Origin of the sequence: Falsirhodobacter sp. 1013 (assembly GCF_051195255.1) — a bacterium.
Classification (GTDB): Bacteria; Pseudomonadota; Alphaproteobacteria; order Rhodobacterales; family Rhodobacteraceae; genus Falsirhodobacter.
This window is the reverse complement of sequence record NZ_JBNJLK010000034.1, coordinates 1-6,092: the sequence shown is the minus strand read 5'-3', so window position 1 is coordinate 6,092 and position 6,092 is coordinate 1. Positions and strand designations below refer to the sequence as shown.

General features: G+C 60.8%; 10 protein-coding genes and 1 pseudogene. 3 read left to right on the top strand and 8 right to left on the bottom strand.

Annotated elements, in window-relative coordinates; translation table 11 throughout:
• Positions 1–235 precede the first annotated feature (235 nt).
• The gene (locus tag ACSHZY_RS18645; protein ID WP_435171706.1) at positions 236–523 is read right to left on the bottom strand and encodes a type II toxin-antitoxin system RelE/ParE family toxin; all 288 of its coding nucleotides are present in this window, start codon (positions 521–523) and stop codon (positions 236–238) included.
• Positions 523–768 (bottom strand): type II toxin-antitoxin system ParD family antitoxin, encoded by a 246-nt coding sequence (locus tag ACSHZY_RS18640; RefSeq protein WP_435171704.1) that lies wholly within the window; start codon positions 766–768, stop codon positions 523–525. Before ACSHZY_RS18640 ends, ACSHZY_RS18645 begins: the two co-directional genes overlap by 1 nt.
• Before the next feature lie 628 nt (positions 769–1,396).
• On the opposite strand from ACSHZY_RS18640, the gene ACSHZY_RS18635 reads away from it, so the two are divergent.
• Both ACSHZY_RS18635 and ACSHZY_RS18630 read left to right on the top strand, forming a co-directional pair.
• Entirely contained in the window at positions 1,397–1,783 is a 387-nt protein-coding gene (locus tag ACSHZY_RS18635) for a hypothetical protein (RefSeq protein ID WP_435171702.1), read from the top strand.
• 76 nt (positions 1,784–1,859) lie between these two features.
• Complete coding sequence (locus ACSHZY_RS18630; protein WP_435171700.1) at positions 1,860–2,258, top strand: hypothetical protein; 399 nt, start codon at positions 1,860–1,862, stop codon at positions 2,256–2,258.
• 102 nt (positions 2,259–2,360) lie between these two features.
• Here the strand turns inward: ACSHZY_RS18630 and ACSHZY_RS18625 are convergent, their stop codons facing one another.
• Complete coding sequence (locus ACSHZY_RS18625; protein WP_435171698.1) at positions 2,361–2,726, bottom strand: DUF305 domain-containing protein; 366 nt, start codon at positions 2,724–2,726, stop codon at positions 2,361–2,363.
• A gap of 46 nt (positions 2,727–2,772) precedes the next feature.
• Positions 2,773–3,552, bottom strand: coding sequence for a MauE/DoxX family redox-associated membrane protein (locus ACSHZY_RS18620; RefSeq protein ID WP_435171696.1), 780 nt, complete (start codon positions 3,550–3,552; stop codon positions 2,773–2,775).
• A gap of 68 nt (positions 3,553–3,620) precedes the next feature.
• Between ACSHZY_RS18620 and ACSHZY_RS18615 the strand changes: the two genes are divergently transcribed.
• Positions 3,621–4,004, top strand: coding sequence for a MerR family transcriptional regulator (locus tag ACSHZY_RS18615; protein WP_435171695.1), 384 nt, complete (start codon positions 3,621–3,623; stop codon positions 4,002–4,004).
• Positions 4,005–4,133: 129 nt separating this feature from the next.
• Here the strand turns inward: ACSHZY_RS18615 and ACSHZY_RS18610 are convergent, their stop codons facing one another.
• The 4 genes and pseudogenes from ACSHZY_RS18610 to ACSHZY_RS18595 all read right to left on the bottom strand — a co-directional run bounded on the left by ACSHZY_RS18610 (position 4,134) and on the right by ACSHZY_RS18595 (position 5,878).
• A complete protein-coding gene (locus ACSHZY_RS18610) occupies positions 4,134–4,409 on the bottom strand; it encodes a hypothetical protein (RefSeq protein WP_435171709.1) in 276 nt (91 codons plus the stop codon).
• A gap of 3 nt (positions 4,410–4,412) precedes the next feature.
• Positions 4,413–4,838 carry a hypothetical protein gene (locus ACSHZY_RS18605; protein WP_435171708.1) on the bottom strand — a complete coding sequence of 142 codons (426 nt, stop codon included), beginning with the start codon at positions 4,836–4,838 and terminating at the stop codon, positions 4,413–4,415.
• 310 nt (positions 4,839–5,148) lie between these two features.
• Positions 5,149–5,451, bottom strand: a pseudogene (locus tag ACSHZY_RS18600) (relaxase/mobilization nuclease domain-containing protein); the annotation flags it as partial.
• 106 nt (positions 5,452–5,557) lie between these two features.
• A complete protein-coding gene (locus ACSHZY_RS18595; RefSeq protein ID WP_435171693.1) occupies positions 5,558–5,878 on the bottom strand; it encodes a MobC family plasmid mobilization relaxosome protein in 321 nt (106 codons plus the stop codon).
• Positions 5,879–6,092: the final 214 nt, after the last annotated feature.

The following is a 6,092-nucleotide window of genomic DNA, read 5'->3' as shown; positions in this document are numbered from 1 at the left end:
GGACGAGAGTATGCTTGCGACAATACCGCTTAACAAGGCAAAACACCGCTCTCCCGGCAGGCGGGCGAACGGCTCTTCAAGAGGTAGGTGATTGGGTGAAAGAGGTGCTGTGATAGGGTCGGTGCCGCTGATCCGCCATGAGGCCTTCGGGTTCGTCAGCTTCCGCCAGGACGAAACATGGAATGGGCTACCGCTGCGGGATTTCCGGTCCTCCCGACACACAAAAACCGGGCCTCTACAGGTTGCGCGACACGTCCTGACGCTGGTGCAGGATGCGGATGACAGCCAGATGGTCGCCCCTGTCCCGGAAATAGACCATGTGCGCCCCTACAAGGGCCTTCAGGACGCCGGGACGCACATCGGCAGGGCGTCCTACCCGTGTGCCCGCTGCAAGGGCTTCACAGGCCCCCTGTAGCGCGTCTGTGTAGCTCTCCGCCTGCCTGACCCCCCACCGCTCGGCGGTATAGTCCCAGATGCCGTCCAGATCGGCGGCGGCGGCAGGCGAGAAACGCAGGATCTTCATCAGCCTTCGAACTCGGCGCGCTTACGGTCTTTGAAAGCGGCAAAGTCGAAAGGTTGCGGCTCTCCGGACTCGTCGCCCTCGATCAGCGCGACCTGTAGCGCCTTCACCTTGGCCTCATGCTCCTCAAGCAGCCGCAGCCCGGCCCGCACCACGTCGCTGGCCGATCCGTAGCGCCCTGCCTGCACCTGATCGCTGATGAACCCCATGAAGTGGTCCCCGAGGGACACGGACGTATTGCGAGCCATTGCAGCCTCCTGCTCTCAGCATGACCAACCAATACCAATAAGTAATACATGACTGGGCAAAGAGCTAGTCCCACCTCCCCCCAGACCCCCCTCAACCACTCGCGCTGCCATCGAGGCACCGCGAGTGCTAGGCCAACAAAAACTCCCCAGCCCGTCCGAAGGCGGGGGGTCGCCAGCGCTTGGAGTCGCGCTTCCCCCCGGCGCGCTTGCGCGCCCGGACTGGGGATTTTTTGCCGTCCTTAAGATCATAAGAAGGCGGAAAAAATTTACTGTTTTATATCAAACACTTGATGGGGGGGGTGCGGAAGCACTGCTTCCGGGGGTGCGGAAGCAGCTTGCTTCCGCACCTTTTCACGTTTTAGGAAATATGACGCCTAAAATTGCTTCCTGAATATGGAACGACGAGGACATAAATTTGCGTAGAAATTCCGCACCTCCGGAAATTGGACGACCGGTCCACAACAAGGCTGGACAGTGGGTTCAGACTGAGCGGAAGGCTCATGAGCTTTGGGCAAAATTTGCTATGCGGAAGCCCACTGCCTCGGCAGTCCTCCATCAACTGGTGGCCCACATGGGACCTCAGAACGCAGTGATCGTCCCCCAGAAGGTCTTGGCACAGATGTTGGGGGTGACAGATCGCACCATCCGCACCGCGATTGCAGACCTTGCTGCGGAGCGCTGGATACAAGTCGTTCGCATCGGCAAAGGCAAAGAGGCCGCTTATGTCATCAACGATCAAGTGGCATGGGGGCAATCCCGTGACCAACTGCGCCTGTCAGCCTTCTCGGCAACGGTGATCGCAGACGCTGAAGACCAAGATGGCCTGACGATAGATGGGACCCCGCTACGACGCCTACCAACTCTGTATCCTAGCGAGCGTCAACTACCCTCCGGCCCTGGCCTTGAGCCTCCGTCTCAACCGTTCCTCGATGGAATGGAACCTGACATGCCCGCTACAGAACGTCATGAACCAGAGCAGATGGACATGGAATCCTATCTTGAGCGCAAAGGCTAATTGCAAAGTCGGCCCTTGCGCTGCAAGACCTATGCAAGTCTTTCATGAAACGCGACGCAAGAGGCACGCAAGACCCATGAAATACACGGCGGGACAGGCAGCAAAGGCTACAGGGGTCGCAACGGCGACTATCACTAGAGCCTTAAAAAATGGGCGTTTGTCAGGTCATAAGGATGACAAAGGCACATGGATGATAGATGTGGCAGAACTGCATCGCGTCTTCCCCCCTCTTGCAGCGCAAGACCTCGAAAAGCCTTTCGTGAAACACGACGCAATACCTGAAAACACCCATGCAATAGCTGCGTTAGAGCGCGAGCTTGATGTGCTGCGCGGCACTCTGGCCGATATTCGGACGGATAGAGACAAGTGGCGGGACATGGCGGAACGTCTTTCGCTTGCGCCACCACCAGCGCCAATCGCAGAAATGCCAAAAGCAGGCCTGTGGGCGCGCCTAACAGGACGGGCGACACGATAGCCCCGCCCCGCTTGGATCAGAGCGGACTATAGGGCGGGCGGGGCGGCAACGAGCCCTAACGAGCTTTCAAAAGGAGGACGGCCAAAGCCGCTCCCGAGGGTCTTATTCGGGTGCTTCGACCCCAAGACGTTCCAGCATCGACTTCATCTCGGCAATTTCCTGCTCCTGCGCCGCGATGATCTTTTCAGCCATCTCTTGCGTCTCGTGATCCTTGCCTTGCTCAAGCTCGACCTTCGCCATGTCGATGGCAGACTGATGGTGCGGGATCATCATCAAAAGGAAATCGGCATCTGCATTGCCCGAGGACGTCATGCCGTTCATGGACTCCATCATGGTGTCCATAGTCGCCATGTAGTCCGCCATGGGGCCTTCCGCATGAGCGGAATGGTCCATGCTCGATTGAGCGATGGCAGGCGTCGTCAGCAGCGCGGCCATGGTGGCGGCCATAATCGTCTTCTTGGTCAGCATTTGCAGGATCTCCGTCTTGCTGGGTTAAAGTCACCGGGCTGCGGGGTCAGGAGTGAGCCACGCTGATGAGGCCCGATCCCATGAGCGCCATCCATACGGCCATAGCGATCATCATGAGGTTCTCGGTCAGGGAAACGAAGCCGAGCGGCACATTGCTCGATCCCCCGACGCATGCGCATTTCAACTCGCGGCGGTCGATGTAGACGGCCTTGAATACCGAGGCAGCTCCAACCGTTCCGATGAACAGGGCGACGGGCACGGACAGCCAGTTCAGGACCCCCGCGATCATCAGAATGCCCGCGAAGCCTTCGGCAAAGGGATAGATGTAGGAATAGCGCACCCACCGTTTCGCAAGCAGGTCATAGTTCAGGAACATCGTGGCGAAGCTTTCGACGTTCTGGAGCTTCAGCAGGGCAAGAATGGCCATGCTGAATGCGATGAACCATTCAGCGGCGCGCACCGTGAAGGGCGTGCCATAGACCGCAAGGCTCGTGGCCAAGGCCATGAGCAGCGTCATGCCAAACAAGGCGATGATCGGTTTGTAGGTGGTGGCCTTCGGATCAGCGACAGACTTGCCGAAGTGGCGGCGCAGGTCATCATAGCCCCCTATCCGGTCAGGCCCGATGAACACCTGCGGCGTGGTCATCACCTGATGCTCCGCCTTGAATGCATCCGTCTCTGCGCGCGTCGTCAGCCAACGGTCCTCGACCTGGTATCCCTGCCGTTGCAGAAGATCCTTGGCCTTCAGCCCGTAGGGACAGAGGTGCTTATCCATGACCATGCGATAGAGCGTGGCGACTTTGGGGGCATGCAGTGTGACAGTCATGGCATCCGGCTTTCGCAAATCTTGACCGGATGCTATATAGGGTCCGTACTATAGTACGGAGTCAAGACGTGAGCCTGACAATTAAGCAGTTTGCCGACACCGCCGGGGTGGGTGTCGAAACCGTCCGTTTCTACCAGCGGAAAGGGCTTCTCGACACGCCAACGGTTCCTTCCGGTATCAGACGATACAACGAAAATGCCGTGAAGCGCCTACGCTTCATCCGGGCCGCGCAGCGGGCAGGGTTCACGCTCGACGAGATCAAGGAGTTGATCGACCTGGACACCTGCCAAGATCGGGAACGGGCGCGGCAGATGGCCTATCGGCGGCTCCAAGCGCTGGATCAGCAGATCGCGGAGATGAAAAAGGCGCGGGATGCTCTGCGCCACCTCGCGGAACAATGCACCCATCAAGGGCCGGGCGCATGCCCCATTCTGGAAGCATTCGTTCACTGAGCGAACTTCGCTACGTCCCGGCAGCGGACGTGATCTACAGGCCATAATCGCTGCCACGACTGCGTTCCCGACGCCGCACCTGTTCGGCTTCCTGCGCGGCGGCACGATCACGCTCCTGCCGTTCCGCGATCATCGCCGCCGTTCGACTATCAGCGCGTTCACCTGCTTCACCAAGTTCTCGGTGAGTGCGCTCTGCTCGTTCAAGGACGCGAGCAGCTTGGTCTGAAAACTCTCTATGTCGCGCTGCTTCTTCTCGATCCGGCTGAGCCGTTCGCATGTCGCGCTGGAGAACGATGCGAACTGCTGTAGCGCGGTCTCGGACGCTCCCTGCGAAGTCTCGAAGGCTTTGGCCAACGCCTCGAACTGTTCGAGCAAGGCGCGTTCTAAGGCTGTCAGTTGGTCCATCAGTCAATCCTTCGTCGGCAGGGCTGCGCACCGAAGCGGGTCCGTGCTCCCGGTCCTGTAGCACGTCATCGCCTCGGTCCCGTCCGGCAGAAGCAGGATCGTGCGACCGTCCTTGGTGAAACTCTGGAACTGCTCGATCCCCGGCGCGTCGGAACGCATCGAGTGCCAGACTGATAAGCCCGCCACCATCATCCACGTCACTGCCAGAGCGATCCACCACCAGCGCCCCGTCTGACGCAATATTCGCAATTCCTTGGTCATGCTCAGGTTCACGCCTTGGATAGCGTTCTGCATGGTGCGCAGCTCGTTTTCCGATTGCTGCCTCAAGCTCGCCGCGAGCTGCTTCAGCTCGGCCGAGGTCATGGCCTCGATCTCGGCCGTCTGGCTGGACAGCTTCTTTTGCAGCCGCTCGGTCAAGCTCTCGGTCATACGTCCATCCTTTCTCGTAGATCCTGCCCTTCATGCGGTATTTCTCGCCGCTTTCTGGGTCTTGGACGGTTAGGTAATCCTTGCCCTGACGGGGTGTCTGCAAACCCACCTCGTGCAGCGCTGCGACCATGCTGGCGCGGTCCGTGACCCGCTCTGCCGCTACAAGTTCCGTCAGGTAGGCATGGATGCCGTCGCGGCCCTCGCGCAGCCGGAAGCCGTCGTCGGCTCTCTCCGGCGCGCGCTGATGCTCTGTCGCCCGCGCCGGATCGTCGGGCCGCGCCCAGCCATGCGTCCAATTCAGCATGTCCCGCAGCGGCGCATAGGACCGTTCCCAGCCGGGCGGCGCGACGTTCAGCGCCTTTCCGGTGGAAAGCTCCATGCGCGGCGTCACGAAATGCAACTCCACGCGCCCGCCCTCGGTGTGCTGATGGCGAACCCACGTGATGTCGTATTGCTCGGGGTCCATGCCCGCGAAGGCCAGACGCTCGAATGCGTCCATCGCCTCGCGCTGTTGGTCCTCGGTCGGCGCGTCCTCCAAGGCAAAAGACAGGACGCCGTGGGTGTAGCTCCACTGGCGGTCGATGCTGTCGATCAGCTCACGGGTCCGGTCCATGTCACCGCGCACCACCTCAGGCGGCGCATGATCGCGCCCTGCGCGATCGGGGCTGGTGAGGTAGGCGGCAACTTCGCCGCCGCCGCCGCGGCCTCCGGTGGTGAACTTAATCAGCATCGGCGGGCCGTTCGTGCGCCGCGCGCACGGCGGCAAGCTCGCGGTCGATCTCGATCAGCTGCAGCAGGAGCGCCGCAGCCGGCACGGGCTGGCGACGGTTCGCGGCACGGGCAAGCTGATTGAGGTTGTTGCCGATGCGGGCAAGCTCGCGCAACAGGTCGGGATCGACCTTAGGCGGATCGCGGCGTTTGCGCAGGCGCTGGCTGTCCAGCGTGACGCGCACCAGTTCCGACAACGACACGCCCTTGCTCGCGGCAATCTTCTGCCAGCGTTCCTTGTCCTCGGGGGTGGTCCGTATCTCGATTCGCATCCGCTGGCACCTTTCGGGGTACAGGGGCAACGCCCGCCGGGGTTTGGGGCTGGCCCCATTCCGGCTGCGCCGGATCGGGGGATTGAAGGGGGTGCAACACCCCCTCACAAGCGCGAGTTCGGGCAACGCAGTTGTCCGGACGAGAGTATGCTTGCGACAATACCGCTTAACAAGGCAAAACACCGCTCTCCCGGCAGGCGGGCGAACGGCTCTT